This window comes from Pseudomonas sp. TE12234 (genome assembly GCF_054061835.1).
The window spans coordinates 332,875-358,358 of sequence record NZ_JBSSEP010000001.1; the positions used below are offsets into that span (position 1 = coordinate 332,875).

Genomic DNA, 25,484 nt, shown 5'->3' on the forward strand with positions numbered 1-25,484 from the left:
TACAGGCGGCCTGTTGCAGAGCAGGCCTCCTGAACGAAGCAGATCCCTTGTGGGAGCGAGCCTGCTCGCGATAGCGGTGTGACAGTCGACGAACAAGTTGAATGTTGCTCCGTTATCGCGAGCCGGCTCGCTCCCACAGTGTTTTGTGCCGTACATAAAAATTATCCACAGGAGCGTGGAACATGCGTTGGGCGACGTATTTCGCCGTGTTGGCGTCTGTCTTGAGTGTCGGTCTGGCCCTGGGTGTCAGCATGCCGCTGGTGTCGTTTCGCCTGGAAAGCTGGGGTTACGGCTCGTTTGCCATTGGTGTGATGGCGGCGATGCCGGCCATCGGTGTACTGGTCGGGGCGAAGATTTCCAGTCGTCTGGCGGCGCGTTTCGGCACCGCCAACCTGATGCGCCTGTGCCTGTGGGCCGGAGCGGTTTCCATCGGCTTGTTGGCACTGTTGCCGAGCTACCCGATCTGGCTGGTACTGCGGCTGATGATCGGGGTGATCCTGACCCTCGTGTTCATCATCGGTGAAAGCTGGATCAACCAACTGGTGGTCGAGCAATGGCGTGGGCGTTTGGTAGCGCTGTATGGCAGCAGTTATGCGTTGAGTCAGCTGGCCGGACCGGTGTTGTTGGGCTTTCTTGGCACCGAGCACGATTATGGTTTTTGGGTCGGCGTCAGTCTGCTGATGGCGGCACCGTTCCTGTTGTTGGGCCGCAGCGGTGCCCCGAGCAGCGAGTCCAGCAGCGTGACTCTGAGAGATTTGCTCGAGTTCTGTCGGGGTCTGCCGGCGATTGCCTGGGCGGTGTCGCTGTTTGCCGCGTTCGAAGCAATGATCCTGACGCTGCTGCCGGTCTACTGCTTGCGCCAGGGCTTCACCACGGAAATCGCCCTGGCGATGGTCAGTACGGTGGTGGTCGGTGATGCCGTGCTGCAATTACCGATTGGCGCATTGGCCGATCGTCTGTCGCGGCGCGCGTTGTTCACCGGGTGCGCGGTGGTGCTGCTGGGGTCGAGTCTGGCCATCCCGTTGCTGATCGATACGCTGCTGATCTGGCCGCTGTGGGTGTTGTTCGGTGCCAGCGCGGGCGGCTTGTTCACCTTGTCGCTGATTCTGATCGGCGAGCGTTATCGCGACGACGCGCTGGTCAGGGCCAACGCGCACATAGCGCAGTTATGGGGGATCGGCTGCCTGATCGGACCATTGCTGGCCGGTGCCGGCAGCCAGTGGATCAGCGGGCACGCCTTGCCGTTGCTGATGGCGGTGGGGGCGTTGGGCGTTTTGATCGTCGTTTCGCGCCAAGGGGCATTTGGCTCGGTTGCCGAGCCGGCCTAAACCCTGTGGGAGCAAGCTCCCGCAGGGTTACAACATCCGTTCCAGGCCAACCGTATTACTGAGCCAGGCATTGAAGTGTCGCCACCAACTGCCCGGCTGCCTGGTCAGGGTGTGCAGTTTGCCATTGTCTTCGGTGACCCAGACGAGCTGGTTTTTTTCCAGTTCAACTTTGTAGCTCAGGGGCGGCGCCATGCCTTGCAGCGCCAGTTCGCGCGCGTGTGCCGCGAGTTCCGGGCTGTCCACCAGAACGCCGACTTCGGTGTTCCACAGCACCGAGCGCGGATCGAAGTTGAACGAGCCGATGAAGGCTTTCTGCTGGTCGAAAATGATCGCCTTGCTGTGCAAGCTGGAATCGGAGCCGCGATAGGATCGGCTGTAGAACAGTTTGGGGCCGCTGCCGCCTTCGCCCGGCTGGCGGCGCAACTCGAACAATTGCACGCCATGTTCCAGCAACGCCTTGCGATACGGTGCATAACCGCCATGCACCGCCGGTACGTCCGTCGCTTCCAGGGAGTTGGTCAGCAGTCGTACTGAAACCCCGGCATCGGCGCGCCCGGTCAAGTAGACCAGCCCTGGCTGACCCGGCACGAAATAAGCCGAGACCATGATCAACTCTTTGCTGACGCCATTGAGTTCGGGCGCCAATTGCGTGGTCAGCAGCAATTGAGGGTCTGGTTCGCCATCGGCCAGCACCTTGCTTGGTGCATCCCACAACGCCTGGTTCCAGGCCCATACCAACTCTTTGCGCCAAATGTCCAGGCGCGGTTTGGTGGCGTAAGTCATCAGATGTTTATAGAGGGCGTGGTTCTCCTTTCGGGTTGCCTCCAGGGATTCTTCGAGCCGGGTCCGGGTGTATTCCAGGTCCTTGGCGGTCGGTTTGCTGTATAGAAACCCATCGATCGGCTTGCTCAGGGCGCTGTTCCAGTACTGGTCGAAACTGTGGCCCAACTGCTCGGCGACCGGGCCCACGCCGAGCATGTCGATGTCGGTGAAGTTCAGGTTGGGTTCGGCATCGAAATACTCGTCACCCAGATTGCGGCCGCCCACGATGGCCATGCTGTTGTCGGCCAGCCACAGTTTGTTATGCATGCGCCGATGTTGCTGCGACAGGTTGAACAAGCGGCCCATGGTTCGCGTCACGCCAGTGCTGCGGCCCAGATTCAGCGGGTTGAACACGCGAATCTGGATCTGTGGATGCGCCGCCAGCGTGGCGATGGTGAAGTCCAGGCCGTCACTGGTGGTGTCGTCGATCAGTATGCGCACGCGCACGCCACGGTCAGCGGCCTTGAGCAGTTCATTGGCCAGCATTCGTGTACTGATGCCGTCGTGAACGATGTAGTACTGCAAATCGAGACTGCGTTGCGCGTTGCGGATCAGCTCGGCGCGCGCAGTGAAGGCTTCGGTGCTGTCGGAAAGCAGGCGAAAACCGGACTGCCCTTGATGGGGCGCTGCCTGGGCCAGGACCGAGCGACCGAATGCCGAGTCACTCGCTGGCAGCGCCTGGCTCGGTTCGCGCTGCACGTCGAGGCTGGCGCAACCACCGAGAAACGAGGCCAATACAAGAGCAAGCAGGGGCTTTGTGACTCTCACGTGGGATCGTTCCGATTGGCGGCAGGTCTTGGCATATGGACGTTGGTATCCGCAGAAAGGTCAGTCGTTGAGATTGCTGGTTTCGGCCAGCAATTGGATGGCCGCCGCACCGACCTTGCGTACCGCGTCTTCGATCTGTGCTGTTGGTTTGGCAGCGTAGTTCATCCGCAGGCAATTGCGGTATTTGCCAGAGGCGGAAAAGATGCTGCCGACGGCAATCTGTACGCCCTGGTCGTGCAAGGCGCGATTCAGTTTCAGGGTGTCGAACCCTTCCGGCAGTTCAACCCACAGCATGAAGCTGCCTTGCGGACGACTGGCGCGCGTGCCGGCCGGAAAGTAGCGGGTGACCCAGTCGATCATGGCGTCGCGATTGCGCTGGTATTGCGTCCGCATCCGCCGCAAATGCGGTTCGAAATGGCCGCCCTTGAGGAATTCGGCGATGGCGATCTGTGGCTGTGGCGCCGTGGAGCCAGTGCTGATGTATTTCATGTGCAGCACCCGTTCCAGGTAACGACCGGGTGCCACCCAGCCGATGCGCAGGCCAGGTGCCAACGTCTTGGAAAATGAACTGCACAGTAAGACGCGACCGTCCTCGTCGAAGGATTTGATCGTACGCGGACGCGGATAGGTGTAGGACAGTTCGCCATACACATCATCCTCGATGATCGCCACGTCGAAACGCTGTGCGAGCGTCAACAGCCCGCGTTTTCGCGACTCCGGCATGATGTAGCCCAGCGGGTTGTTGCAGTTGGGGGTCAACTGTATGGCCTTGATCGGCCATTGTTCCAATGCCAGTTCCAGAGCTTCCAGGCTGATGCCGGTGAGCGGGTCAGTGGGGATTTCCAGGGCTTTCATGCCCAGGCCCTTGAGGGTCTGCATGGCGCCGTGGAAGCTGGGTGAGTCGACCGCCACGATGTCGCCCGGCTCGCAGATCGCCCGAATGCTGGTAGACAGCGCTTCATGGCAACCGGTTGTGACCACCAGATCGCCCGGGCTCAATTGGCAGCCGGAATCGAGCATCAGGCGTGCAATCTGTTCGCGCAGCTCGATATTGCCGTGGATGTTGTCGTAATACAGGCCGGGCATGTCCTGCCGCCGACTGATCCGCGCCAGATCACGCAACAACGGTTTCATGGTCGGGCTGGTGATGTCCGGCATGCCGCGACCCAGTTGCACCACATCCTTTCGCGGTACCGCGCGGATCAGTTCCAGCACCTGATCCCATTGGGAGATATCCACAGGGCGTTGAGCCGGGCGACCAATCGCCGGCAGTTCCGGCAACTCGCGACTGACCGGCACGAAATACCCGGATTTGGGTTTTGGCGTGGCCAGTCCGTTGTCTTCCAGCATGCGATAGGCCTGCTGCACCGTGCTCAGGCTGACCCCGTGCTCGATGCTCAGTGCCCGCACCGATGGCAGCCGGTCACCCGGGCGATAGAAGCCCTGTTCGATACGCGTACCGAGCAATTCGGCGAGGTTCACATAAAGGGTCATGGCACTGCCTCGGTGCGGGTGATTCGGTAGACCAGTACAGATGCGGTAAAAATCGACAATTCAGTGCTTCGAACGGCAATTCTGTATGGAAATAATACATCAGTGTTGAATCTGTAATGCTTTTGCTCGCCCACGCATCATGGAATCTCTGGCTACCCAAGTAAACAGGAGCAATGAAAATGAACGGCTTGAGCGATGTGCGGCTGACGTTACACAGTCAGGAACTGGCGGCAGGGCAGAATAACGGTGCGCACAGGTCAGTCATGCGCAATGCACCGATGGGCCTGAGTCGCTGGGCTCTGTTCTGGCAGCGTCTGCACACGCGCCAGGCGCTGCTGAGGCTGACACCCGAGCAGCTCAAGGATGTCGGGCTGACGCGTGAACAGGCGCGGGAGGAGGGGCTCAAGCCTTTCTGGCGGATCTGAGTTTTGCAGTGTTATCTCCGGGCCTCTTCGCTGGCTTGCCAGCGAAGGCGCCAGGGATGACACCAAAGCCATATCAGACCCACTCTTTGAACCGATGCCACAACATCCCCAACGCCAGTAACGGCGAACGCAGATGCTTGCCGCCGGGGAAGGTGATGTGTGGCACCTTGGCGAACAGATCGAACCCGCCACTGTGCTGGCCACTGATCGCCTCGGCCAGCAACTTGCCCGCCAGGTGCGTGGCATTCACGCCATGGCCGGAATAGGCCTGGGCGTAATACACGTTCGGCTGGTCGTTGAGTCGACCGATTTGCGGCAAGCGGTTGGCGCCGATACCGATCATGCCGCCCCATTGGTAATCGATTTTCACATCGGCCAGCTGCGGGAATACATCCAGCATCTTTGGCCGCATGTAGGCGGCAATGTCCTTGGGGTCTCGACCTGAATAATGGCAGGCGCCGCCGAACAGCAAGCGTCGATCCGCCGAGAGCCGGTAGTAATCCAGCGCTACTCGCTGATCACAGACCGCCATGTTCTGCGGCAGCAGGGCGTGCGCCTGCTCCTCGCTCAACGGTTCGGTGGCGATGATGTAACTGCCGGCGGGCAGCACTTTGCCGCTGAGGTGCGGGTTTAGTTCATTGAGGTAAGCGTTGCAGCCCAGCACCAATGTCCTGGCGCGGACCGAGCCTTGGGCGGAATGAACCTTGATCTCGGGGCCGTAATCGATTCGGGTAACTGCGGACTGTTCGAATAGTTTGACGCCCAATCGCAGGGCGGCAGCCGCTTCGCCCAGTGCCAGGTTCAACGGGTGCAGGTGCCCGGAACCCATGTCGACAAGACCGCCGACGTAGCGGTCGGAGCCCACCACCGTGTGCATTTCATGGGGTTGTACCAGGCGGGTTTCGTAGCGATAACCGAGGCTGCGCAGTTCTTCGGCGTCTTCGGCGAAGCCTTCGAGGTCGCGGGGTTTGTTGGCCAGGTCGCAGTAACCCCAGGTCAGGTCACAGCGGATCTGAAATCGCTCGATGCGCTGTCGGACGATTTCCACCGCTTCCAGGCCCATGAGTTTCATCTGACGCACACCGTCCGCACCGATCACATTGGCGAATTGATCGAGGCCGTGCCCGACGCCGCGAATCAACTGCCCGCCATTGCGTCCGCTGGCGCCCCAGCCGATCTTGTGCGCTTCGAGCAACACCACGCTGAAGCCGCGTTCGGCCAGTTCAAGCGCCGTGTTCAATCCCGAGAACCCGCCACCGACCACGCACACGTCGGCCAGCACTTCGCCCTTGAGCAGCGGATACTCCGGCTGCGGCAAGCTGCTGGCGGCATAGTAGGAGGCGGTGTGCTGGTGGTTCGAGACAGGTTGCCGAGCACGAGCAGTCATCTACGTGATCCTGATACTTGTGTTTATAAAATTTGACGGAGCATAAGCCGGAGCTTCGCAGACGGGCAACATTGGTCGGTTGCTGCTGTCTGGAACGGGGCTTTTGCGTCAGAATCCCGCTCTATTCCGATATCGGTCACCGCTTCGATGAGCTGCAACAGTCAGAAAATCCGCACCCTTCGCCAGCAGATTCCCTCATTCGAGTGCGTCCCCGGCTGCCACGACTGCTGTGGCCCGGTGACAACCTCCCCGGAAGAAATGTCGCGCCTGCCGCGCAAGACCCGGGCCGAGCAGGACGCGGCGATGGAGGAACTCAACTGTGTGCACCTGGGACCGAATGGTTGCACGGTGTATGACGAGCGGCCGCTGATCTGCCGATTGTTCGGCACGACCAAGAGCTTGCCGTGCCCCAACGGGCGAGGGCCGGTGGAGCTGATTCATCCGCGGGTGGAGAAGCAGGTGTTCGAATACATGGCCAGTACACGGCAGGTGTTGGTTTAAACGGCGGTGTACTTCAGCGGAACTGAGCCGACCCTGTCGCGGGCAGACCCGCTTCCACAGGTCAGCGCAACACCTGTGGGAGCGGGCCTGAACAAACTGTAAGTTTCAATCCGGAATCGGCAAACTCAAGCTCTCTTTCACCTCTTCCATCACGATGTAACTCTTGGATTCGCGCACATGGGGCAGCTTGAGCAGGATGTCGCCCAGCAGCTTGCGGTACGAGGCCATCTCGGAAATCCGCGCTTTCACCAGATAGTCGAAATCCCCTGACACCAGATGGCATTCCAGCACGTGGGGCAGCTTCAGCACTGCGCGTCGGAACTCTTCGAAAGTGTCGCCGGATTTGTAGTCGAGACTGATCTCGACGAACACCAGAAGACTTCCCTTGAGGTGTTGCGGATTGAGCCGCGCGTTGTAGCCCATGATGATCCCTTCGCGCTCCAGGCGCCGCACCCGTTCGGTACAGGGCGTGGTCGAGAGCCCGACCTTCTCCCCCAGCTCGGTGAAGGAAATACGTCCGTCCGCTTGCAGGATCCGCAGAATATTGCGGTCGATCTTATCCAGCTCACGTTTGGTTTGAGTGTTGGTACGCATAGGGGATGCGCCTCCGTGAAAAGGGTTTTTGCCGAGAATTGTCGCCAAATATAGGCGCTTATATAGTGAAAATCACTGGCTATTCTTTTTTACACTGCGCACATCTAAAGCTCTGAACAACAAACGTCAGCGGTTAGCCGCGATGAGGGATATGAAAATGCGCGTTATGGTCTTGGGTAGCGGCGTCATCGGCACCACCAGTGCTTACTATCTGGCCCGTGCCGGGTTTGAAGTGGTGGTCGTCGACCGGCAGCCAGCTGCCGCGATGGAGACCAGTTTCGCCAACGCCGGCCAGGTTTCGCCCGGTTATGCCTCGCCGTGGGCCGCACCGGGCGTGCCGCTCAAAGCCATCAAGTGGCTGTTGCAGCGCCACGCGCCTCTGGCGATCAAAGCCACTGGCGACATCGATCAATACCTGTGGATGGCGCAAATGCTGCGCAACTGCACCGCCAGCCGTTACGCGGTGAACAAGGAGCGCATGGTCCGTCTGTCCGAGTACAGCCGTGACTGCCTCGACGAACTGCGCGCCGAAACCGGCATTGCCTACGAAGGCCGCAGCCTCGGCACGACTCAATTGTTCCGCACCCAGGCCCAGCTCGACGGCGCAGCGAAAGACATCGCCGTGTTGAAAGAGTCTGGCGTGCCGTTCGAACTGCTCGACCGCGCAGGCATTGCCCGCGTTGAGCCGGCCCTGGCGAGTGTCACCGACATCCTCGCCGGTGCCTTGCGCCTGCCGAACGACCAGACCGGCGACTGCCAGATGTTCACCACCAAGCTTGCAGAGATGGCCGCGAACCTCGGCGTGCAATTCCGTTTCGGTCAGGACATCCAGCGCCTGGACTTCGCCGGCGATCGCATCAACGGTGTATGGATCGACGGCAAGCTGGAAACCGCTGACCGTTACGTCCTGGCACTCGGCAGCTACTCGCCGCAATTGCTCAAGCCTCTGGGCATCAAGGCCCCGGTGTATCCGCTCAAGGGTTACTCCCTGACCGTGCCGATCACCAACCCGGCCATGGCCCCGACCTCGACCATTCTCGACGAGACCTACAAGGTCGCGATCACCCGTTTCGACAACCGCATCCGCGTCGGCGGCATGGCTGAAATTGCCGGTTTTGACCTGTCGCTGAACCCGCGTCGGCGCGAAACCCTGGAGATGATCGTCAACGACCTCTATCCTCAGGGCGGCAATCTGGCCGAGGCCAGCTTCTGGACCGGCCTGCGTCCGACCACTCCGGATGGCACGCCAATTGTTGGTGCCACACCGTTCAAGAATCTGTTCCTGAACACCGGTCACGGCACCCTGGGCTGGACCATGGCTTGTGGCTCCGGCCGCTTGCTGGCTGATCTGATGGCGAAGAAAAAGCCGCAAATCAGCGCCGAAGGCCTCGATATTTCCCGTTATGGCAACAAAACCCAGGAGTCCGCAAAACATGTCAATCCAGCGCCAGCTCACCAATGAGCGCATGAGTCAGATCGTCACCCACAACGGCACGGTGTATCTGGCCGGACAGGTTGGCGACGACATGAACGCCGGGGTTGAACAGCAGACCCGTGAAGCCCTCGCCAACATCGAGCGTTTGCTCGATCTGGCCGGGACCGACAAAAACCGTCTGCTGTCGGTGACGATTTACCTGAAAGACATCGATGCACACTTCGCCGGCATGAATGCCGTCTGGGACCAGTGGTTGCCCAAAGGCGTCGCACCGGCCCGCGCCACCGTTGAAGCGAAGCTGTGCGAAGCGGAAATCCTGGTGGAGCTGTCGGTTGTAGCCGCTCTGCCATAAGCAAGTCAGAAAGATCCCTCTCCCGGCGCGACTGGCGGCTAACGTCATCAGCCTGCGCCGGTTTTTCTTCCAAACGACCGACCAGAAGTCTGCCGCCATGCGCCCTGCCCGTGCCCTGATCGACCTTCAAGCCCTGCGTCACAACTACCAAATCGCCCGTGAAGTCACGGGTGCCAAGGCCCTCGCGGTCATCAAGGCCGATGCTTACGGCCATGGCGCGGTGCGTTGCGCCCAGGCGCTGGAAGCGGAGGCAGATGGTTTTGCCGTGGCCTGCATTGAAGAAGCCCTGGAGCTTCGGGTCGCAGGCATTCGTGCGCCGGTGTTGTTGCTGGAAGGTTTTTTTGAGGCCGATGAGCTTTCGCTGATCGTCGAGCACGATTTCTGGTGCGTGGTGCATTCGCTGTGGCAACTCGAGGCGATCGAGAAGGCCGCTTTGAGCAAACCGATCGTGGTCTGGCTCAAACTCGATTCGGGCATGCACCGGGTGGGCCTGCATCCGAAGGATTACCAGGCGGCCTATCAACGTCTGCTGGCCACTGGCAAGGTCGCGAAGATCGTGCTGATGAGCCACTTCGCCCGGGCCGATGAATTGCACAGTCAAGCGAGCGCTGAGCAAGTCGCGGTGTTTGAAGCGGCGCGTCAGGGACTGTCGGCCGAGGTCAGCCTTCGCAACTCGCCAGCGGTGCTCGGCTGGCCGCAGGTACCGAGTGACTGGGTGCGTCCAGGCATCATGCTCTACGGTGCCACACCGTTTGAAGAAGCCAATGCCGTGGCTGCACGCCTGCAGCCGGTGATGACCCTTGAATCGAAAGTGATCAGCGTGCGTGAACTGCCGGCCGGCGAGCCGATTGGTTATGGCGCCAAATTCATTACCCAGAAACCGATGCGCGTGGGCGTGGTGGCCATGGGTTACGCCGACGGCTACCCGCGCTTGGCACCGACCGGCACGCCAGTGTTGGTCGCCGGGCAGCGTAGCCAGTTGATCGGCCGTGTGTCGATGGACATGCTGTGCATCGACCTGACCGATGTGCCGCAAGCGGGTCTGGGCTCCACCGTGGAGTTGTGGGGCAAGAATATTCTGGCCAGCGACGTGGCCATTGCGGCTGGCACGATTCCTTACCAGATCTTCTGCAACCTGCGCCGGGTGCCACTGCTCTATTCCGGGAGCTAGGGCCAGACAGGCCGGACCGGAAGCTGTCTCGCCGAACAGGATTCAGGTCAAAGTGTTGTAAATACTGAACGCTGTCGCCATGATAACGCTCATTATTCCAACAACCTGAATTCCTGGAGGCTCCAGCATTGGACGTCGGTGAGCGACTGCAATCAATCCGTAAGCTCAAAGGACTTTCCCAGCGTGAGCTCGCCAAACGTGCGGGCGTCACCAACAGCACCATTTCGATGATCGAGAAGAACAGCGTCAGCCCCTCGATCAGCTCGCTGCGCAAAGTGTTGGGCGGGATTCCCATGTCCATGGTCGAGTTCTTTTCCGAAGAAATCCTGCAGGAAAAACCGGCTCAGATCGTCTACAAAGCTAACGAACTGATCGATATTTCCGATGGTGCAGTGACCATGAAACTGGTCGGCCGGGCACACCCGAGTCGGGCTATCACCTTCCTCACTGAAATCTACCCGCCAGGCGCCGATACCGGTGAAGAGATGCTCACCCATGAGGGCGAGGAAACCGGCATTTTGGTGGAAGGGCGTCTGGAACTGGTGGTCGGACTCGAAACATTTGTGCTCGAAGCGGGCGATAGCTACTACTTTGAAAGTACCAAGCCGCATCGTTTCCGTAATCCGTTCGATGCGCCGGCGCGACTAATCAGCGCAGCTACACCGGCGAATTTTTAAGCAAAGAAGCGCCCTGCCAGCACGGCCGAGGCACCCGAGCTGTTTTACCGTTGCGCAACAAGACCCCTTCGACTTTGGGGTTGTTTCAGTGTCGCGGGCTTACCGCTATACTTGCGCCCGCCTGCGAACCGTGGCCGTAGGCGTGACTAGCCACCATTGAGGGTGAACGCGTGAATCTAATTATGAAAATGCTGGCCGTACCAGCAACCGTATTGGCCCTCTGGGCTGTCAGCGCTCAAGCTGCGACCAACGACGAAATTGCCAAGCGCCTTGAGCCAGTCGGCCAGGTTTGCGTACAGGGTAAAGAGTGCAAGGGCATGGAAGTCGCCGCCTCTGCCGGCGGCGGTGGTGGTGCCAAGACGCCTGATGAAGTGATTGCAAAACATTGCAACGCTTGCCACGGTACCGGCCTGCTGGGCTCGCCAAAAATCGGTGATACCGCCGCCTGGAAAGACCGTGCCGATCACCAGGGCGGCCTGGACGGCATCCTGGCCAAAGCCATTACCGGTATCAACTCGATGCCGCCTAAAGGCACCTGCGCCGATTGCTCCGACGCCGAGCTCAAAGGCGCGATCCAGAAGATGTCCGGCCTGAAATAAGGCGCCGCATCTTTCGCAAAAAACCGTCTAAGGACGGTTTTTTTGTGCCCGCAGATCGCCGCCACCCCCTGTAGGAGCGAGCTTGCTCGCGATGTTTTCGAAGGCGCCGAGGCGTGTCAGATTCACCAGGTTATCGTTGACGAGCATCGCGAGCTTGCTCCTACAGGGTTTTGTGTTTCTTGTGGGCTGTTCATTGCAGCCAAGACCCGGCAAGCTCAGTCCAACCCCACGTCATGGAATGTAAGGGAGGTTCGGATGGTTCAGCTGTGTTCTATCGAGCAAGCGGTTGATGACGTGTTGGCGCGGTTGCCGGCGCATATTCACATGGGCCTGCCTTTGGGCCTGGGCAAGCCCAATCACTTCGTTAACGCGTTGTACCAACGTGTCGCGCAATTGCCGGAGCGGCGACTGACGATCTACACCGCGCTGTGCCTGGGGCGTCCTGCGTTGGGCGATGGATTGCAAAAGCGCTTCCTCGAACCTTTCACCGAACGGGTTTTCGGCGACTATCCGGAACTGGATTTTCTTGCCGATCTGCGTCGCGACAGGCTGCCGGGAAACATCCATATCCAGCAGTTCTTCATGCAGCCCGGCAGCCTGCTACACAGTGCGTGTGCGCAACAGGACTATGTCAGCAGCAACTACAGCCATGCCGCGCGGGACATCAACGCCGCCGGGTTGAACCTGGTTGCACAGTTGGTGGCCAGTCATGCCGAGCACCCGGACCGTTTGAGCCTGAGCTGCAACCCGGACATCACCCTCGACCTGTTGCCGATGATCGCCAAGCGCCGGGCTGCCGGGGAAACGATCCTGATGCTCGGCCAGGTGCACAGCGATTTGCCCTACATGCCCGGTGATGCCGAAGTCGCCATCGATACGTTTGACCTGTTGATCGACGCGAAGGACAGCACCACGCTGTTCTCCACGCCGAACATGCCAGTGGGGTTCCAGGATCACTTCATCGGTTTGCACGCCAGCACGCTGGTCCGCGATGGCGGCACCTTGCAGATCGGCATCGGCGCCATGGGCGATGCGCTGACCGCTGCGTTGCTGGCGCGGCAGGCCGATAACAGCGGCTACAAGGCGCTGTTGGCGGATCTGAATCTGAGCCAGTGGGCACAATTGATCGAGCGCGAAGGCGGCACCGAGCCGTTCGCCAATGGCCTTTACGGTTGTAGCGAAATGTTCGTCAACGGCCTGCTGGTGCTGGCGGATGCCGGGATCGTGCGGCGCAAGGTCTACCCGGATGTGCCGACTCAGCAACAGGCGAATGCCGGCACTCTGGACCAAGCGGCACAGACTGACGGCATTTCGGTGCATGGCGGCTTCTTTCTCGGGCCGCGCAGTTTCTATGAGCGCTTGCGTGAATTGCCGCAAGGCAAGCGGCTCGAATTCAACATGACCCGCATCAGCTACATCAACGAACTCTACGGCCAGGAAGAATTGAAGCGCTTGCAGCGCCTCGATGCACGGTTCATCAACACCGCATTCACCATGACCTTGCTTGGTGCAGGCGTGGCGGATCAACTGGAGGACGGACGTGTGCTCAGCGGAGTGGGCGGGCAATACAACTTCGTTGCCCAGGGTCATGCGCTGCAGGGTGCGCGCTCGATACTGTTGCTGCGCAGCTGGCGCGAGTCGGGTGGCGAGGTCAGTTCCAACATGGTTTGGGAGTATGGTCACTGCACGATTCCACGGCATTTGCGCGACATCGTCGTCACCGAGTACGGCATCGCCGATCTGCGGGGCAAGACCGATGCGGCAGTGATTGAAGCGTTGTTGAATATCAGCGACTCACGTTTCCAGCCGGGGCTGATCGAGCAAGCGCAGAAGGTCGGCAAATTACCGAAGGATTTCCGCCTGGATCCGCGGTTCACCGACAACAGTCCGCAACGTTTGCAGGCGATTCAGGCGCGGCATCCGCATTTGTTTCCGGAGTATCCGTTGGGCTGTGATTTCACTGACGTGGAGCGGGATTTGTTGCGGGCGCTGAACTGGCTCAAGAGCAAATTCAAACTGAGCGAGATTCTGGAGCTGGGCAAGGCTGCGCTGGATGCGCCGGAGCCTGCGGCGTTTCCTGAGCATCTGGAACGCATGCTGCTGACCAACCCAGAAGGGTTGAAAGAGGATTTGTATCAGCGGTTGTTGCTTGCGGGCCTCAAGGCCACCGCTTCGCTGTAGGCGCTGGCTTGCCAGCGAAGGCGGTATGACAAGCAACATGGACGTTGGAATCAGGACCTCTTCGCTGGCAAGCCAGCTCCTACAAGGGGTTGCGGTATGACAGGTTACTCGATGAAGGTCACGACGCCGCCGGCGAGGGATTTCACGCGAGCCAGGGACTCGACGCGATAACCCTGCGCATCCAGCTCTGCACGACCGCCCTGGAACGATTTCTCGATCACGATACCCAAGCCTGCGACGGTGGCGCCGGCCTGCTTGATGATCGAAATCAGCGCCTGGGACGCCTTACCGTTGGCCAGGAAGTCATCGATTATCAGTACGCGGTCGCTGCTGGTCAGGTGGCGCGGGGAGATCGCCACGGTGCTTTCGGTCTGCTTGGTGAACGAGTACACCGTCGCCGACAGCAGGTTTTCGGTCAGGGTCAGGGACTGGTGCTTGCGGGCGAAAATCACCGGTACGCCAAGGTTCAGGCCCGTCATGATCGCCGGGGCGATGCCCGAGGCTTCGATGGTGACGATCTTGGTAATGCCCGAGTCCTTGAACAGCGTGGCGAATTCGTCGCCGATCAGCTTCATCAGGGCGGGGTCGATCTGGTGGTTCAGAAAGGCGTCGACCTTCAGAACCTGGTCGGAAAGCACGATGCCTTGTTCGCGAATTTTCTGGTGCAGTGCTTCCATGAAGCTGTCCTCTATAGGCGTCTTTTGCGCCGAAGGTCTAATTAAAGGGGGCAATTCTAGCGCTTTAACATGGCGCGTATATCCGCCAGTGCGCTATTGCCGCGAACGGCTTTGACTTCGGTCGGGGTGTCGTCGTTGCCTTCCCAGGCCAGGTCGTCCGGCGGCAGTTCATCGAGGAAGCGGCTCGGTGCGCAGTCGATGATCTCGCCGTATTGCTTGCGCTTGGCGGCGAAAGTGAAGGCCAGGGTCTGACGTGCGCGGGTAATACCCACGTACGCCAGGCGACGTTCTTCTTCGATGGTGTCGGCTTCGATGCTGGAGCGGTGCGGGAGGATTTCCTCTTCCATGCCCATGATGAACACGTAGGGGAATTCCAGGCCCTTGGAGGCGTGCAGGGTCATCATCTGCACACCTTCGGCACCGTCTTCCTCTTCCTGCTGACGCTCCAGCATGTCGCGCAGCACCAGTTTGCCGATGGCGTCTTCGACGGTCATTTCGCCGTCTTCGTCTTTTTCCAGGGTGTTCTTCAGCGCCTCGATCAGGAACCAGACGTTACCCATGCGGTAATCAGCGGCCTTGTCGCTGGAGCTGTTGGTGCGCAGCCAGTTCTCGTAGTCGATGTCCATGACCATGCTGCGCAGGGCCGAGATCGGGTCTTCGCCGGCACATTGCTCGCGCACCTTGTCCATGAAGCGCTTGAAGCGCGACAGGCGATCGGTGAAGCGCGAATCCAGGTGCTCGCCCAGGCCGATTTCGTCGGTGGCGGCGTACATCGAGATTTTTCGCTCGGTGGCGTAGTTGCCCAGCTTCTCCAACGTCGTCGAACCGATTTCCCGACGTGGAACGTTGATCACTCGCAGGAAGGCGTTGTCGTCGTCCGGGTTCACGATCAGGCGGAAATAGGCCATCAGGTCTTTCACTTCCTGGCGTCCGAAAAAGCTGTTGCCGCCAGACAGGCGATACGGCACCTGGTGGTGCTGCAATTTCAGCTCGATCAGCTTGGCCTGGTAGTTACCGCGATAGAGGATGGCGAAATCGCTGTAAGGGCGGTCGGTGCGCAAGTGCAGGCTGAGGATTTCCACGGCTACGCGCTCGGCTTCGGCGTCTTCGTTGCGGCAGCGGATCACGCGGATCTCGTCGCCGTGGCCCATTTCACTCCACAGCTGCTTTTCGAATTCGTGGGGGTTGTTGGAAATCAGCACGTTGGCGCAGCGCAAGATGCGGCTGGTGGAGCGATAGTTCTGCTCCAGCATTACCACTTTCAACGACGGGTAGTCGTCCTTGAGCAGCATCAGGTTTTCCGGGCGCGCGCCGCGCCAGGCATAGATCGACTGGTCGTCGTCACCCACCACGGTGAACTGGTTGCGCTTGCCGATGAGCATTTTCACCAGCAGGTACTGGCTGGCGTTGGTGTCCTGGTATTCGTCGACGAGCAGGTAACGCACCTTGTTCTGCCACTTTTCCAGGATGTCGGCGTGTTCTTCGAACAGCTTCACCGGCAGCAGGATCAAATCGTCGAAATCCACCGCGTTGAACGCCTTGAGCGTGCGCTGGTAGTGGGTGTAGACGATAGCGGCGGTCTGTTCCTTGGGGTTGCGCGCGTTTTCCAGGGCCTGGGGCGGCAGGATCAGGTCGTTCTTCCAGGCACCGATCATGTTCTTGATCTCGTCGACGCCGTCGTCGCCCGAGTATTCCTTCTGCATGATGTCGGTCATCAGGGCCTTGACGTCGGCCTCGTCGAAGATCGAGAAACCCGGTTTATAGCCCAGCCGCACGTGTTCCTTGCGGATGATGTTCAGGCCCAGGTTGTGGAAGGTACAGACCGTCAGGCCGCGGCCTTCACCAGCGCGCAGCAGCGTGCCGACCCGTTCCTTCATCTCGCGCGCCGCCTTGTTGGTAAAGGTCATGGCGACGATGTACTGGGCGCGGATGCCACAGTTCTGGATCAAGTGTGCGATCTTGCGCGTGATCACGCTGGTCTTGCCGGAGCCAGCGCCGGCGAGCACCAAAAGAGGGCCGCCGACGTAGCTCACGGCTTCTTGCTGCCGGGGATTGAGTCGGGACATACGTAAATTCAGGAGTCAGGACGAAATGGGCCGGCATTTTAACAGGCTCAGCGATTTGTGCTGCTCTCTCCGACTTGTGACGTATAACGCGATCTCTATTTGCCGGTTTTGTTACTTTCACGCAGGATGCGCGAGGAAATTGCGTCTAATGTTCGTAATTCCGGATACAAAGGCCTCGTTTTGATAACTGATGTCATTGGTCATTAGTTATCGGCACGGCATAATGCCCATCGCCTACATCTTTGCAGAGTCTAGGGAGCTAGCTTGTCTACGCCTGTCGAACCCTTGCGTTTGCTGCTACTGGCCGAAGAGCCAGCGTGGGCAGCGTTGTTGCGCGAGTGTCTGGCTCCGATGGGGAGCTCGGCCGTGCTCATCAGCGCGCCGAGTTGGGAGTCGGTCAGCAGTCTGTTCGACGACAACCGCAGTGCGGTGTTGTTGACGATCCCGGCTCTTCAGCCGGCGCCTGGCCGTTGCTGTCTGCCGACGGTGTTGCTGCTTGAGCATGAACCGCTGACGCCACCCGACGGTGTGAGTGACTGGCTGGTACGCGACCATCTCGACCCGGGCATGCTGCGCCGGTGCCTGCGGCATGTTCGCGAGCGCGGGGTGCTGGAAAACACTCTGCAGCGCCTCGCCGAACAAGACCCTTTGACCGGCATTGCCAATCGTCAGGGCTTCCAGACATTGTTGACGGCCCGATTGGCCGAAAACGAAGGGCGTGGCCTGGCGCTGGGTCACCTCGATCTCGACAACTTCCGTCACGCCAACGATGCCCTTGGCCACCAGGCCGGTGACCGGTTGATTCTGCAAGTGGTCGCGCGGCTCAAAAGCCAGCTTGAGGCCGGCGATCAACTGGCACGGCTGGGCAGTGATGAATTCGCCTTGCTGATCGACACCCGCCGCGCCCCTCAGCGCGCCGAGTGGATGGCCGAGCGCATCACCGAAGCGCTGGCCGAGCCGTATTGGGTCGATGGCGAAAGCCTGTTGATCGGCTCCAGCCTGGGTATCGCCCACGCTCGGGCCCAGGCCGGTGCCGACCCATTGATGTGGCACGCACACATCGCCATGCAGCAGGCCAAAAGCACACAGGGCTGCACCTTTCATATCTTCAACGAGCGCATCAACCGCAATGCCCGCAGCATCGCCGACCTCGAAAGCGAACTGCGCCGGGCATTGCGCCGCGATGAGCTGGAACTGCATTACCAGCCACGCCTGAACCTTGAGGACGGGCAGATCGTCGGCCTCGAGGCATTGGTGCGCTGGCGTCATGGCGAGCGTGGCTTGCTGCCGCCGAGTGAATTCGTGCCGCTGGCCGAGCAAAGCGGCTTGATCGTGCCACTGGGCTACTGGGTGATTTCCCGGGCCTTGCGCGACATGCAGGCCCTGCGTGAGCGCGGCTTGCCGCCTTTGCACATGGCGATCAATCTGTCGTTCCGGCAGTTTCAGGACAGCCAGTTGCTCTCGACCCTGAGCCGGCTGATTGCCGAGCGTGGCGTCGAGGCGCAGTGGCTGGAGTTCGAATTGACCGAAACCGCGGTCATGCGCCGCAGTGATCTGGTCAAGCAGACCATGGACGCCCTGGGGCGCCTGGGGGTGCGTTTCTCCCTCGACGATTTCGGTACCGGGTTCTCATCGTTCGTACACCTCAACAGCCTGCCGATTACTTTGCTCAAGATCGACAAGAGCTTCGTCGGCGGCATGGAGCAGCGGGAAGAGAATCGCAAACTGGTCCACGCCATGATCAACCTGGCGCACAACCTCAACCTCGAAGTCGTCGCCGAAGGGGTGGAAACCCCGGAGCAACTGGAGCTGTTGCGCGGGTTTGATTGCGATCAGGTGCAGGGTTATCTGATCAGCAAGCCGTTGGCCCTGGCGGATCTGGTGGACTACCTGACGTTTGATTCCAGCCAGCAGGCGATGCTGGAAGTGGTGAGCTGACCGCGAATAATAGGCTGCCACGGAGCCCGCAGGAGCAGGCTCGCTCGCGATGAACGACAACGATAATGCCGGTTGGCAGGTGCCCCGCGGCGTTCTCAGGTTTATCGCGAGCAAGCTCACTCCTACAAGGGATCTCAGTCAGTCTGAGCAAACCCGAAGCGCTGCTCTGGCGACGTGTCCTGCCGAATCATTCGCTTCATCTTCCACTCGAACGCCAGCGTCAAACTCACCGCCGAGCACGCCAGGCCCAGCGCCAGGCCCCACCAGACGCCCGTCGGCCCCCATTGCAAGTCGAACGCCATCCACCACGCCGCAGGCGCGCCGATCAGCCAATAGCAAGCCAGACCGACCAGGAATGTGGTCTTGGCGTCCTTGAGTCCACGAATGCAGCCCATGGCGATGGTTTGCGTACCGTCGAACAGTTCGAACCAGGCTGCGACCGCCAACAGGCTCACCGCCAGGTGGATGACGTCGCGAAACGCCGGGTCGTTGTGGTCAAGAAACAGGCCCACCAACTGGTTCGGCAACAGCCAGAACACCATCGCGAAACACAGCATCGCCGCGGCACCGAAAGCGAGGCCGACCCGGCCAGCCAGTCGTGCATCGAGCAGTTGCCCGGCACCGTAGTGCTGGCCGATGCGCATGGTGATCGCGTAGGAAATCCCCGCCGGTACCATGAACGCCACCGAGACGATCTGCAGGGCGATCTGGTGTGCGCCCAATTGCGTGCTGCCCATGGTGCCCATGCACAGCGCCGCGAAGGCAAACAGCCCGACCTCCACCGCGTAAGTGCCGCCAATCGGCAGGCCCAGGCGCCACAGCTCTTTCAGGTACTGTCGGTTGAGCCGCAGCAGGCCCTGACGCAGCGGATAGGCGTCGTAAGCCGGGTGCCGGCGAATATGCAGCGCCAATGCCAGGGCCATGAGGTTGGCGACAATCGCCGTGACCAGGCCAATACCCATCAGCCCCAGTTTCGGCAGGCCAAACATGCCGGTAATCAAGGCGTAGTTGAGCAGGAAGTTCGCCACCGTACCGCCCAGGCTGATCACCATCACTGGCGTCGCACGGCCGATGGCACTGGTGAAGCCACGCAGGGCCATGAAGCTCAGATAGCCGGGCAGGGCGAACGGCAGAAAGATCAGAAACTGGCCGGCCGACTGGACGTTGCTTTCAGTCTGGCCGAACAGCAGCAACACCGGTTTCAGATTCCACAACAGCAGCCCGGCGACCAATGCCATCAGCCACGCCAGCCACAAACCGGCCTGGGTCAACCGGGTCGCGCCGAGGATGTCGCCGGCACCCTGACGGATCGCCACCAGGGTGCCGACTGCCGCAATCACGCCAATGCAGAAAATCGACACGAACGAATAGGTTGCCGCGCCGAGCCCGCCGCCGGCCAGTGCCTCGGGACTCAGGCGCGCCATCATCAAGGTGTCGGTGAGGACCATCAACATGTGCGCCAACTGCGAGGCAATCAACGGCCCCGCCAGCCGCAGGATGGCCCAGAGTTCAATACGCGCTGGATGCTGCATGGTCATCACGCTCGTTTATCAAAGAGGACAGGAAAGCGTCGATTCTCGGCGCTCTGGACGGAATGCACAAAGGGATAAAAAGGATGGGTGGCATGATTCAAACTCATGCTGGAGAGTTTCTGCTAGGGTGGCCAAATCCCGCTGTAGGAGCTTTCCCAATGTCACGTCGTCTCCCTCCCTTGTATGCCTTGCGCGCATTCGAAGCTGCGGCGCGGCACAGTTCGTTCACACGAGCGGCCGAAGAACTGTCGATCACACAGAGTGCGGTCAGCCGGCACATTCGTACGCTCGAAGAGCACTTTGCCTGTCGCTTGTTTCATCGCAGTGGCCGTCATCTGCAACTGACCGAATCGGCGCGCTTGCTATTGCCTGGCATCCGCGAGGGCTTCACCGCCCTGGAGCGCGCCTGTAACACCCTGCGCGCCGAAGACGACATCCTGCGCATGAAAGCCCCGTCGACCCTGACCATGCGCTGGTTGCTGGCGCGCCTGAGTCGCTTCCGCCATTTGCAACCGGGCAACGAGGTGCAATTGACCAGCGCCTGGATGGATGTCGATTCTGTGGATTTCAACGACGAGCCGTTCGACTGTGCGGTATTGCTGAGCAACGGGCACTTCCCGCCGGATTGGGAGGCGAGTTACCTGTTTCCCGAGGAACTGATTCCAGTGGGCGCGCCCAACCTGCCGAATGATCAGCCTTGGGATGCGGCGCGCCTGGCAAACACCGAGTTGCTGCACCCGACACCGGATCGCCGCGACTGGCGTAACTGGCTGGAGCGCATGGGCCTGGCCGATCAAGTGTCGCTCAAGGGTGGCCAGGTGTTCGATACGCTGGAACTGGGCATGATCGCGGCCGCCCGCGGCTACGGCGTGTCCATGGGCGATCTGCTGATGGTGGCGGAAGATGTGGCACAGGGACGCTTGAGCCTGCCATGGCCAACCGCTGTCGCAAGCGGCGAGCGTTATTACCTGGTCTGGCCGAAAACCCGCCCCGGTGGCGAGCGCATGCGTCGGCTCAGCGACTTCTTGCAAAGTGAGGTCCGGGCGATGGAGTTGCCGGATGTCGAGCACTTGAGCTGAATCGATAGAGCCTCAACACCGACGGGCTTGAGCTATATCCGGGTCAAACGCTCAAGTATTCCCGTTCACCGCCGAATAGGTGCACATGGGACCTTCGTGCAGGTTCGACGCTTTCCCATCATCAGAAACTTTTACTGAGTGCGCCGCGATCAGGATGATCCGCTCGCTCGGCCAGGAGCTGTCATGCCTCAACCTCATGCCCGGATCGCCTCACAGCTGGGTCTTGCGCTCGCCTTGATTCTGGTGACAGTCATCAGCGCAAGCACCTTGTTCGCCCTGCGTTCGCTAGATGCCGCCAACCTCGCTACCCGCGAAGAGCACCTGACCAGCGAGGCCCGGTTGCTGGCCGATCAGTTGAGCACCTTCCACGGCACGTTGCGTGAAAGCACCCAGCGCCTGGCGGGTCTGTTCGAGAAGCGTTTCAGTGCCGGCTTGAGCGTGCACCCGGATGAGCCGGTGACGGTGGCGGGCACGCAGACCCCGGGCCTGCACCTGGGCAGCGAAGTGCTGAACAACGACTTCAAGGAAGTGGACGAGTTCAAGCAGATGACTGCCGGTGCGGCCACGGTGTTCGTGCGCAGCGGCGAAGACTTTATCCGGGTCAGCACCTCCCTGAGCAAACAGGACGGCAGCCGGGCCATCGGCACGATGCTTGATCACGCCCACCCGGCTTACGCACGCCTGATGGCGGGGCAGAGCTATGTCGGGCGTGCCTTGCTGTTCGAACGCTCCTACATGACGCAATACACCCCGGTACGGGACAGCAGCGGCAAGGTGATTGCCGTGTTGTTCGTGGGCTTCGATTACACCGACGCGCAAAATGCTCAGTTCGAAAACCTCAAGCGTTTCCGCATCGGCCAGACCGGTTCCCTGGCACTGCTGGACGAGCAGAACAAATGGCTGGTGCCGATTGCCGGTGTGCAAGCGCTGGATCAGGCCGTCCCGGCAGTCATGGCGCTGGTCAAGACGCCAGGCAAAGGCCGGTTCTGGAGCGACAAGTCCGAAGACTTCTACAGCATTGCCGTACCGTTTGAAGGCGGGCCGTGGTCGGTGGTGGCAAGCATGCCGAAAACCGAAATCAGCGCTGTGACCTGGAGCGTCGGTATCCAGTTGGCTATCGGCAGTCTGTTGGCGATGTTGTTGGCGGTCGGCGCAGCGGTCTGGCTGTTGCGCAGCAAACTGGCGCCGCTGGGTGATCTGGTGCGTCAGGCCGAAGCCTTGGGTGCCGGTGATTTGAGTGTGCGTCTGAGCGTGTCGAGCAACGATGAAATCGGCCAGTTGGCTCGCGCCTTCAACCAGATGAGTCAGGCGTTGTCGACCATGGTCGAGCACATCCGCAACGCCTCGATGGAGGTCAACAGCCGCGCCCAGGCCTTGTCCGGGTTGTCCGGCGGTGCCTATGAAGGGATGGAGCAGCAATCGGGCGAGATCACCAGCATGGCCGGGGCCGTGGAAGAGTTCAGTGCCACCTCCCTGAACATTGCCGACAACATGGGCAGCACCCAGCGTCTGGCACAGGAAAACGCTCGGCAAACGCAAATCGGTCGTACGTCGATGGACGAAGCGTCCTCGTCGCTTGAGCAAATTGCCGGCGCATTGAACAGCACGGCGACGGTGATCAATACCTTGGGACAGCGCTCCCAGGAAATCGGCGGCATCGTTGGCGTCATCACCTCGATTGCCGAACAAACCAACTTATTGGCGCTCAACGCCGCGATCGAAGCGGCGCGTGCCGGTGAGCAGGGACGTGGCTTTGCCGTGGTGGCCGACGAAGTGCGCAACCTCGCCTCGCGCACCCGTCAGGCCACGGACGAAATTTCCGTGATGATCCAGAGCATTCAGCAGGAAACCGGCAACGCCATCAGCACCATGGAGCAGGGTAATGTGCTGATGCAGGAAGGCTTGTCGCGCAACGCCAACGTGGCTTCTGCACTTGCACATATCGATGAGCAAAGCCGTTCAGCCGGTCAGCAATTCGCCGCGATTACCACGGCGACCCAGGAACAGAGCAGTACGGCGACGTTGCTCAGCAGCAACTTGCAAAGCATTGCGCTGGCCAACAGCGAGCAGCGGGAAGTAGTGTCGAACCTGGCGGTCACCGCTAAAGAGCTGGAGAAGCTGGCGGCGGATTTGCGGTCGGAGGTTGACCGGTTTCGCTGATGTGCCTTTGAAATAGTCATCGAGAGCAGGCACTCATTGCGTTGCCGGCCGATACTGCAATGCCTCCGCCAGATGCTCCCGCTTGATCCCGTCGACCTGTTCCAGATCCGCCAGGGTTCGCGCCACCTTCAGCAACCGATGCGCCGACCGCAACGACAACGTCAGCCGTTCACAGGCCGTTTCCAGCCAGTTCTCATCGACTGTGGATAACTTGCAGTGCCGGCGCAGCCCCGGCAAATCGAGAAAGGCGTTGGCGCACCCCTGACGCTTTTGCTGGCGTTCACGGGCGTCAGCGACCAGTCCTGCCGCGCTGGCGCTGTCCTCCCCGGGTTTCACCGTCGGATTCAACGCCGTGGCCTCCCGCGCCACCGTCAGGTGCAAATCGATCCGATCCAGCAAGGGCCCGGACAGTTTGTTGCGATAGCGCTGAACCATGTCCGGCGTGCAGGAGCAGCGGCCAGTGGGTTCGCCAAGATATCCACAAGGGCACGGATTCATTGCCGCCACCAACTGAAAACGTGCCGGAAACCGCACGCGATCCTTGGCCCGGGAAATCACGATATGGCCTGACTCCAGTGGCTCTCTCAAAACCTCGAGCACTTTGCGGTCGAACTCTGGAAGCTCATCGAGAAACAAAACACCGTGGTGGGCGAGGGTGATTTCACCGGGCTGTGGTTTCGAGCCGCCACCGACCAGCGCCGGGCCAGAAGCCGAGTGGTGCGGTTGTCTGAAGGGGCGCTGCGGCCAATGGCTCAACGGGACGCAACTGGTGACGGACTGAATGGCGGCCACTTCCAGTGCTTCGCACTCTGCCAGTGGGGGCAGCAGCCCTGGCAGGCGACTCGCCAGAAGCGTCTTGCCCGTTCCGGGAGGTCCGCTGAAGAGGAGGTTATGCGCACCCGCCGCTGCAATCAGCAACGCCCGTTTGGCTGCTTGCTGACCCTGCACTTCGTTCAGGTCGGGGTAGGGTTTGCTGGCGTGGATCAATCCATCGGACACATAGGGCTCAACCGGCGTGTGCCCGTTGAAATGCGCCACGGCCTGCAGCAGATGATCCACCGCAATCACCTTCAACCCCGACGCCAGGCACGCTTCTTCGGCATTCGCACGCGGCACCATCAACGAGCGTCCGGCCTTGCGCGCGGCCAACGCCGCCGGCAACACGCCCCGCACCGCACGCACTGCGCCTGACAGGGCCAGCTCGCCCAGACACTCCACATCATCGAGCGTCAATGTCGGCACCTGCACACTGGCCGAAAGAATCCCCAAGGCAATTGCCAGATCGAACCGTCCGCCATCCTTGGGCAAATCCGCCGGGGCCAGATTCAAGGTGATCCGTCGCGCCGGAAACTGCAGCCCCGAATTGATGATCGCGCTACGTACTCGATCTTTGCTCTCCTTCACCGCCGCTTCGGGCAGGCCGACCATGGTCAGCGACGGCAAGCCATTGGCCAGATGAACTTCGACGGTGACGGCGGGGGCATCCACGCCAATCTGGGCGCGGCTGTGGACGATGGAGAGGGACATGGTCGTTCCTTGAGTTGTACGGGGGCCGCTTCCTGCGGGTTTTTGCAAGGGTAGACGGCAGTGCTGTTTCCGCGGTGCATGGCAGGCAAGGAATTTTCGCAAGATGTTGCGCGGCTTCACGGGCAGCGCATTGATTCTGTGGCGAGGGGGAGCGCTCCCCCGCCGCAAACGATTGCAGTCTTTAATCTCTTTGAAGGGCGATTAAAGTGCGATGCGCCAGTGTTAGTGGAAAGTGATCAGTTATTGCATTACTGCGTGTGGATAGATATGGGTGGCCAACTAAGTTGGCTCAGGATCGCTCGCTCGGTTGAGGCGGCTTAGAGGAAGACTGTTCGTCGTCAGGCAGATTGCTATCACTATTTAGAATTTTTAGTATAAAGCTTTCTATGTCGACCTTCTCTTTGCCTTCTGCGACATGCGTCAAATAGTTAAAGTCTAAAGCTATCAATTCATTAAGTCTGGATTCGTAGTCGCTCGGGTACTCTGCTTGTTCTATTCGAGGTAAGCCTTTGTAATGGTCAAGGACGCTTTGGAAGAATTTGGTCAGTTTTCCTGTGGTGTTGTATTCATGCTCTGCCTCGGCAACGACTCTTTGCCTCCATGCGAATTCTTGTTTGTCTGACTCTTCCAGCGCTGCCCGTCTTTCATTAACGGTAAATGTGCCGCTGTCATCGTTATTGATCCAGTCAGGGCTAGACTGCTTTTCACTACAGGATTGCTTGTTGAGTTAATCATCACTGCAACTCCTTTGTTTTTATAAGTCAGATAGGA

Annotated in this window: 20 protein-coding genes; 12 read left to right on the forward strand and 8 right to left on the reverse strand. The window is 60.2% G+C overall.

Translation table 11 applies throughout. The features are described from left to right. The first annotated feature begins 182 nt into the window (after positions 1 to 182). A complete protein-coding gene (locus tag ACVWYU_RS01570; RefSeq protein WP_248914549.1) occupies positions 183 to 1,328 on the forward strand; it encodes an MFS transporter in 1,146 nt (381 codons plus the stop codon). Between the two features lie 27 nt (positions 1,329 to 1,355). On the opposite strand, the gene ACVWYU_RS01575 is transcribed toward ACVWYU_RS01570, so the two are convergent. Continuing rightward, positions 1,356 to 2,918, reverse strand: coding sequence for a phospholipase D family protein (locus tag ACVWYU_RS01575; protein ID WP_457371766.1), 1,563 nt, complete (start codon positions 2,916 to 2,918; stop codon positions 1,356 to 1,358). A 60-nt stretch (positions 2,919 to 2,978) separates the two neighbouring features. After that, positions 2,979 to 4,412 (reverse strand): aminotransferase-like domain-containing protein, encoded by a 1,434-nt coding sequence (locus ACVWYU_RS01580; protein ID WP_090326599.1) that lies wholly within the window; start codon positions 4,410 to 4,412, stop codon positions 2,979 to 2,981. A 179-nt stretch (positions 4,413 to 4,591) separates the two neighbouring features. On the opposite strand from ACVWYU_RS01580, the gene ACVWYU_RS01585 reads away from it, so the two are divergent. Next, positions 4,592 to 4,837, forward strand: coding sequence for a DUF1127 domain-containing protein (locus ACVWYU_RS01585; RefSeq protein ID WP_090326597.1), 246 nt, complete (start codon positions 4,592 to 4,594; stop codon positions 4,835 to 4,837). A gap of 73 nt (positions 4,838 to 4,910) precedes the next feature. Here the strand turns inward: ACVWYU_RS01585 and ACVWYU_RS01590 are convergent, their stop codons facing one another. After that, positions 4,911 to 6,224, reverse strand: a complete 1,314-nt coding sequence (locus ACVWYU_RS01590; RefSeq protein ID WP_457371767.1) for an NAD(P)/FAD-dependent oxidoreductase — start codon at positions 6,222 to 6,224, stop codon at positions 4,911 to 4,913. A gap of 147 nt (positions 6,225 to 6,371) precedes the next feature. On the opposite strand from ACVWYU_RS01590, the gene ACVWYU_RS01595 reads away from it, so the two are divergent. Further along, positions 6,372 to 6,725 (forward strand): YkgJ family cysteine cluster protein, encoded by a 354-nt coding sequence (locus ACVWYU_RS01595; protein WP_090326591.1) that lies wholly within the window; start codon positions 6,372 to 6,374, stop codon positions 6,723 to 6,725. A gap of 105 nt (positions 6,726 to 6,830) precedes the next feature. Here ACVWYU_RS01595 and ACVWYU_RS01600 read toward each other — a convergent pair whose 3' ends face one another. After that, a complete protein-coding gene (locus tag ACVWYU_RS01600; protein ID WP_003177284.1) occupies positions 6,831 to 7,319 on the reverse strand; it encodes an Lrp/AsnC ligand binding domain-containing protein in 489 nt (162 codons plus the stop codon). Positions 7,320 to 7,476: 157 nt separating this feature from the next. Here ACVWYU_RS01600 and dadA point away from each other — a divergent pair, with 157 nt between their 5' ends. The 6 genes from dadA to ACVWYU_RS01630 all read left to right on the forward strand — a co-directional run bounded on the left by dadA (position 7,477) and on the right by ACVWYU_RS01630 (position 13,734). Then, complete coding sequence (dadA, locus tag ACVWYU_RS01605) at positions 7,477 to 8,781, forward strand: D-amino acid dehydrogenase (RefSeq protein ID WP_090327608.1); 1,305 nt, start codon at positions 7,477 to 7,479, stop codon at positions 8,779 to 8,781. Next, the gene (locus tag ACVWYU_RS01610; protein WP_457371768.1) at positions 8,753 to 9,106 is read left to right on the forward strand and encodes a RidA family protein; all 354 of its coding nucleotides are present in this window, start codon (positions 8,753 to 8,755) and stop codon (positions 9,104 to 9,106) included. The genes dadA and ACVWYU_RS01610 overlap by 29 nt, the downstream gene beginning before the upstream one ends. A 97-nt stretch (positions 9,107 to 9,203) precedes the next feature. Further along, positions 9,204 to 10,277 carry an alanine racemase gene (gene alr, locus ACVWYU_RS01615; protein WP_457371769.1) on the forward strand — a complete coding sequence of 358 codons (1,074 nt, stop codon included), beginning with the start codon at positions 9,204 to 9,206 and terminating at the stop codon, positions 10,275 to 10,277. 128 nt (positions 10,278 to 10,405) lie between these two features. Continuing rightward, complete coding sequence (locus tag ACVWYU_RS01620) at positions 10,406 to 10,954, forward strand: cupin domain-containing protein (protein WP_090326586.1); 549 nt, start codon at positions 10,406 to 10,408, stop codon at positions 10,952 to 10,954. A gap of 182 nt (positions 10,955 to 11,136) precedes the next feature. After that, complete coding sequence (locus ACVWYU_RS01625; RefSeq protein WP_090326582.1) at positions 11,137 to 11,553, forward strand: c-type cytochrome; 417 nt, start codon at positions 11,137 to 11,139, stop codon at positions 11,551 to 11,553. A gap of 255 nt (positions 11,554 to 11,808) precedes the next feature. Beyond that, complete coding sequence (locus ACVWYU_RS01630; protein WP_457371770.1) at positions 11,809 to 13,734, forward strand: acetyl-CoA hydrolase/transferase C-terminal domain-containing protein; 1,926 nt, start codon at positions 11,809 to 11,811, stop codon at positions 13,732 to 13,734. Between the two features lie 104 nt (positions 13,735 to 13,838). Here ACVWYU_RS01630 and ACVWYU_RS01635 read toward each other — a convergent pair whose 3' ends face one another. Further along, a complete protein-coding gene (locus tag ACVWYU_RS01635) occupies positions 13,839 to 14,411 on the reverse strand; it encodes a xanthine phosphoribosyltransferase (protein WP_090326577.1) in 573 nt (190 codons plus the stop codon). Between the two features lie 56 nt (positions 14,412 to 14,467). After that, complete coding sequence (gene rep, locus ACVWYU_RS01640; RefSeq protein WP_090326575.1) at positions 14,468 to 16,477, reverse strand: DNA helicase Rep; 2,010 nt, start codon at positions 16,475 to 16,477, stop codon at positions 14,468 to 14,470. A gap of 264 nt (positions 16,478 to 16,741) precedes the next feature. Here rep and ACVWYU_RS01645 point away from each other — a divergent pair, with 264 nt between their 5' ends. Further along, the gene (locus tag ACVWYU_RS01645) at positions 16,742 to 18,415 is read left to right on the forward strand and encodes a putative bifunctional diguanylate cyclase/phosphodiesterase (protein WP_090326572.1); all 1,674 of its coding nucleotides are present in this window, start codon (positions 16,742 to 16,744) and stop codon (positions 18,413 to 18,415) included. A gap of 134 nt (positions 18,416 to 18,549) precedes the next feature. Here ACVWYU_RS01645 and ACVWYU_RS01650 read toward each other — a convergent pair whose 3' ends face one another. Further along, a complete protein-coding gene (locus ACVWYU_RS01650) occupies positions 18,550 to 19,947 on the reverse strand; it encodes a NorM family multidrug efflux MATE transporter (protein ID WP_457371771.1) in 1,398 nt (465 codons plus the stop codon). A 158-nt stretch (positions 19,948 to 20,105) separates the two neighbouring features. Between ACVWYU_RS01650 and ACVWYU_RS01655 the strand changes: the two genes are divergently transcribed. Together ACVWYU_RS01655 and ACVWYU_RS01660 are read left to right on the forward strand one after the other, a co-directional pair. Beyond that, positions 20,106 to 21,026 (forward strand): LysR substrate-binding domain-containing protein, encoded by a 921-nt coding sequence (locus ACVWYU_RS01655; RefSeq protein WP_457371772.1) that lies wholly within the window; start codon positions 20,106 to 20,108, stop codon positions 21,024 to 21,026. Between the two features lie 183 nt (positions 21,027 to 21,209). Beyond that, positions 21,210 to 23,186 carry a methyl-accepting chemotaxis protein gene (locus ACVWYU_RS01660; protein WP_457371773.1) on the forward strand — a complete coding sequence of 659 codons (1,977 nt, stop codon included), beginning with the start codon at positions 21,210 to 21,212 and terminating at the stop codon, positions 23,184 to 23,186. A 33-nt stretch (positions 23,187 to 23,219) separates the two neighbouring features. Here the strand turns inward: ACVWYU_RS01660 and ACVWYU_RS01665 are convergent, their stop codons facing one another. Next, complete coding sequence (locus ACVWYU_RS01665) at positions 23,220 to 24,713, reverse strand: YifB family Mg chelatase-like AAA ATPase (RefSeq protein ID WP_457371774.1); 1,494 nt, start codon at positions 24,711 to 24,713, stop codon at positions 23,220 to 23,222. Positions 24,714 to 25,484: the final 771 nt, after the last annotated feature.

Bases quoted from the DNA above. Each gene is read 5' to 3' on its own strand.
- ACVWYU_RS01570 (WP_248914549.1), top strand. From the start codon at position 183: ATGCGTTGGGCGACGTATTTCGCCGTGTTGGCGTCTGTCTTGAGTGTC.
- ACVWYU_RS01580 (WP_090326599.1), bottom strand. From the start codon at position 4,412: ATGACCCTTTATGTGAACCTCGCCGAATTGCTCGGTACGCGTATCGAA.
- ACVWYU_RS01585 (WP_090326597.1), top strand. From the start codon at position 4,592: ATGAACGGCTTGAGCGATGTGCGGCTGACGTTACACAGTCAGGAACTG.
- ACVWYU_RS01590 (WP_457371767.1), bottom strand. From the start codon at position 6,224: ATGACTGCTCGTGCTCGGCAACCTGTCTCGAACCACCAGCACACCGCC.
- ACVWYU_RS01595 (WP_090326591.1), top strand. From the start codon at position 6,372: ATGAGCTGCAACAGTCAGAAAATCCGCACCCTTCGCCAGCAGATTCCC.
- ACVWYU_RS01600 (WP_003177284.1), bottom strand. From the start codon at position 7,319: ATGCGTACCAACACTCAAACCAAACGTGAGCTGGATAAGATCGACCGC.
- dadA (WP_090327608.1), top strand. From the start codon at position 7,477: ATGCGCGTTATGGTCTTGGGTAGCGGCGTCATCGGCACCACCAGTGCT.
- ACVWYU_RS01610 (WP_457371768.1), top strand. From the start codon at position 8,753: ATGTCAATCCAGCGCCAGCTCACCAATGAGCGCATGAGTCAGATCGTC.
- alr (WP_457371769.1), top strand. From the start codon at position 9,204: ATGCGCCCTGCCCGTGCCCTGATCGACCTTCAAGCCCTGCGTCACAAC.
- ACVWYU_RS01625 (WP_090326582.1), top strand. From the start codon at position 11,137: ATGAAAATGCTGGCCGTACCAGCAACCGTATTGGCCCTCTGGGCTGTC.
- ACVWYU_RS01630 (WP_457371770.1), top strand. From the start codon at position 11,809: ATGGTTCAGCTGTGTTCTATCGAGCAAGCGGTTGATGACGTGTTGGCG.
- ACVWYU_RS01635 (WP_090326577.1), bottom strand. From the start codon at position 14,411: ATGGAAGCACTGCACCAGAAAATTCGCGAACAAGGCATCGTGCTTTCC.
- rep (WP_090326575.1), bottom strand. From the start codon at position 16,477: ATGTCCCGACTCAATCCCCGGCAGCAAGAAGCCGTGAGCTACGTCGGC.
- ACVWYU_RS01650 (WP_457371771.1), bottom strand. From the start codon at position 19,947: ATGCAGCATCCAGCGCGTATTGAACTCTGGGCCATCCTGCGGCTGGCG.
- ACVWYU_RS01655 (WP_457371772.1), top strand. From the start codon at position 20,106: ATGTCACGTCGTCTCCCTCCCTTGTATGCCTTGCGCGCATTCGAAGCT.
- ACVWYU_RS01660 (WP_457371773.1), top strand. From the start codon at position 21,210: ATGCCTCAACCTCATGCCCGGATCGCCTCACAGCTGGGTCTTGCGCTC.
- ACVWYU_RS01665 (WP_457371774.1), bottom strand. From the start codon at position 24,713: ATGTCCCTCTCCATCGTCCACAGCCGCGCCCAGATTGGCGTGGATGCC.